Origin of the sequence: Pengzhenrongella sp., from assembly GCF_036565025.1 — a bacterium.
Taxonomy (GTDB): Bacteria; Actinomycetota; Actinomycetes; order Actinomycetales; family Cellulomonadaceae; genus Pengzhenrongella.
Genome location: NZ_DATCNW010000172.1, coordinates 1 through 3,135 on the forward strand (window position 1 = coordinate 1; position 3,135 = coordinate 3,135).

The window sequence follows — 3,135 nt, forward strand, 5'->3', positions numbered from 1 at the left end:
TCCTCGAGCCGCTCGCCGACTGACGGTAGAAATTCCCGTAACGTCCGAGCGTTGACGTCCTATAGGACGTCAACGCTCGGACGTTACGGATCGGGATCAGCTGCCGATCGCGTCGAGCTCGCTCACGTCGTACCAGAGCAGGTCACGCTCGTCGAGCTGCTCGACGGCGGCGTCGGCGCCGGTGAGCGCCGCCAGCACGTCGTCGGCGGCGCCGGGCTCGTCCACGTGCCCGCACGCGATCTGGTCCCAGGTCACCACGGCCGTGACCTCGACGGCGCTCGGCACGTCGTCGCCGTCCGTGCGGGTGTGCACCGCGGTGTCGGCGACGTCGGCGGTGAGGACCAGGCGCCGTCGCGGGGCGCCCGGGGTCGCGCCGAGCAGCTCGAGGGAGTCGTCGGCCGCGGCGAGGGACGCCGCGAACTCCAGCCCCTCCTCGTCGGCGTCGGGGAACAGCTCGCGAAGCGCGCGGGTCACCGCGTGCGCGCGTCTGGGCGCGAGGTCGGGGCGAGCCCCGGCGTCGGTGGGAACGAGATCGAGCAGGGTGGCCGGCAGGTAGATGCGCACCCGTCCAGTCTGCCTGGTCAGCCGCGCCGCGAGCGCCGCGGCCCGAGCCGGTTGCTCGAGGCCGGCCGCGATCGCCGCGATCGCCCGCCGCGCGGGCGAGCCGGACGACGACTCCCGCAGCGTGACCCCGCGCAGGGTCGCGGCGTCCACCCCGCCGCGGTCGTCGGGCACGAGGTGCGGGGCATCGACGCCGGCGAACCGGCCCAGGGAGGCACCGATGGCGTCGCCGGGCCGCGGACCCGCCGCGGAGGACCGCACCCGGTTGACCACCACGACGCGGCGGGCGGTCACCGGGACGGGCAGGCTCGCGAGGTCGGTGAGACCTCGCACCAGTCGCTGGATCCCGACCGGGTCGCCGCTGCCGACCACCACGACGACGTCGGCCGCCTCCAATGCGGAGAGCGTCGCGGCGTTGCGGCGCGGCGCGTGGGTGTCGTAGCTCAGCGCCTCGTCCTGCTCGAGGCAGAACCCGCAGTCGACGACCGTCCACGCGGCGAGGCTGCGGGCGATCTCCCAGACCACCTCGAGCGCCGACGCCGGCAGCTCCGGCCACCGGTTCGCGCGCGAGATCCCGGTCAGCACCCGCAGGCCGGGCGAGAGGACGGGCGTCAGCCGGGCCAGCGCCGCCAGATCGAGGGTGCCCTGCCCCGCGGCCCTGGCCGCCGCGGCCAGGCCCGGGGACTCATCGAGCAGGCCGGCGAGCTGGGCGATCGTGCCGCCGTAGGTGTCGGCGTCGATGATCAGCGCACCGCGCGGGCCGCCCGACGGCGACGTGCCAGGACCGGGGACGCCCACCGACCCGGCGAGCTCCGCGGCCAGGTTGAGGGCGAGCGTGGACCGCCCGGGCGCACCCGTCGGGCCCCAGACCGCGATCATCCGGCCGGTGGGCGCCGCCGCGTCCGGGTCCGCGGCACCGAGCTCGCCCGGCGTCGGGTCGGTGGCTTCCGGGCCGGCACCCGCCAGCAGGTCCTCGTCCGCGGCCTCGCCCAGCGCGAGGACGGCCGCGACCAGCCCGACCGCCGCCGTCGCGTCGTCGACGACCGCGTCGACCCCGAGCGCGAGCATCCGCTCGACCTGGCCCCCGGCGGGATGCGTCAGCGCGAGCACGCGGACCCGCGCGGCGTGCAGCTGCGCGACCGCCTCCCGGTCGAGGCGTGGCAGGGCGGCCGACACAACGGCGATCCGGCCGACGCCGGCCGCGGCAGCCGCGAGCAGCTCCGCGACATCCGCGCAGCGCCGCTCGACCGTGACCCGGCCTGCGGCGCCGTCCAGCGCCGTGACGAGAGCCGTCTCACCCGCGCCGCGTACCGCGCAGAGCACCCCGAAGATCATCTAGCGCTACCCGCCCGAGCCGGGCAGCACGACGACCTGGACGGTGCCCTCGACGGCGAGCGCCCCCAGCACCTGCGACATCGACCCGGAGGGCACGAGCACGTGCACCGTGGTCTGGCCGCCGACCGCGAACGCGCTCGCGGGCCGCTTGACCTCGGCCACCTCGAGCCGTTCGGCGAGCAGGCGCGGCACCGGGGCCGCGGCGTCGTCGTGCGGCTTGGGCGTCACCCACAGATCGACGAGCGCACCCTTGACGACCCCCTCCGACGGCGCGTCCGAGATCGCGACCGCGACCGGCCGGAACGCCAGCGCGGTCGCAGCACCGACGGCGGACCTCGGCACGAGCTCACCGGCGGCGACCGTGCGCAGCACGACCAGGCCCGCCGGCGGGGCGGTGGCGACCGAGAGGTAGCGCGCCGCCTCCCTCGGTTCGAGGCGGACCTGCGCGACCGCGAGTGCGTCGGCGTTGATCGGCTCGCCGGGGGTCAGGGTGCCGCGTGCGACGTAGACCGGCGTGCTCGCCTCGGCCGCCGAGACGGCCCACGCCCCCACGGTGACGGCCGCCGCGACCATCACCAGCCCGGCGAGCAGCCGGGGATCCCGCCAGGACGGCCGGCGCAGCCGGGCGGCGATCGGACTGACCGGCTCCGCAACGATCATGTCCATCAGTGCCCCCGGGGATGGTGCCGCTCGCAGGGCCCAATCATGGGTGCACGTCGTCGGTGAGTGCAGGTGGTCGGCGGGTGGGCTGTGGATGAACAGAGCAACGCAGGTCCGACGTGCCAGACTTCGGGCTATGGGTATGTCCTTGTCCTCCCGGTTCCTCACGCTTGCCGACGTGACGGAGCTGCTCAACATCTCCGCCGCGCAGGCCTACTCCCTCGTGCGCTCCGGCGAGCTCCCCGCCATCCAGATCGGCGGGCGCAACCAGTGGCGGATCGAGCGGACCGAGCTCGAGGGGTACATCGAGCGCATGTACGCCGAGACCCGCCGGCGCATCGAGGCCGGCGTGATCCAGGACTCCGCTCCCGCGAAGGACGACACCTCGCCCGCGTAGCGGTCAGTCCGAGCGCACCACGCGCACGGCGGCGAACGGCACCGCCCACAGCCGGGCGGCGGCCGGCGGACCGTCGATGCCGGCGCTGAGGTCGAGGTGGTCCGCGCCGACGCGTTCGATCCGTCCCGCGAGCTCGGAGCCCCCGGTGCTCACCCGGACAGTCACCCGGTCCCGCGCGAGGG

Annotated in this window: 3 protein-coding genes; 1 reads left to right on the forward strand and 2 read right to left on the reverse strand. The window is 75.7% G+C overall.

Annotated elements, in window-relative coordinates; all coding sequences use genetic code 11:
• Positions 1-96: 96 nt before the first annotated feature.
• Positions 97-1,896 (reverse strand): DUF6912 family protein, encoded by a 1,800-nt coding sequence (locus tag VIM26_RS09955; RefSeq protein WP_331950666.1) that lies wholly within the window; start codon positions 1,894-1,896, stop codon positions 97-99.
• 6 nt (positions 1,897-1,902) lie between these two features.
• Positions 1,903-2,556 (reverse strand): hypothetical protein, encoded by a 654-nt coding sequence (locus VIM26_RS09960; protein WP_331950668.1) that lies wholly within the window; start codon positions 2,554-2,556, stop codon positions 1,903-1,905.
• Positions 2,557-2,704: 148 nt separating this feature from the next.
• Between VIM26_RS09960 and VIM26_RS09965 the strand changes: the two genes are divergently transcribed.
• Complete coding sequence (locus VIM26_RS09965) at positions 2,705-2,953, forward strand: helix-turn-helix domain-containing protein (RefSeq protein WP_331950670.1); 249 nt, start codon at positions 2,705-2,707, stop codon at positions 2,951-2,953.
• Positions 2,954-3,135: the final 182 nt, after the last annotated feature.

Excerpts from the sequence above, each read along its gene's own strand:
- VIM26_RS09955 (WP_331950666.1), bottom strand. The coding sequence starts at position 1,896 with ATGATCTTCGGGGTGCTCTGCGCGGTACGCGGCGCGGGTGAGACGGCT.
- VIM26_RS09960 (WP_331950668.1), bottom strand. The coding sequence starts at position 2,556 with ATGATCGTTGCGGAGCCGGTCAGTCCGATCGCCGCCCGGCTGCGCCGG.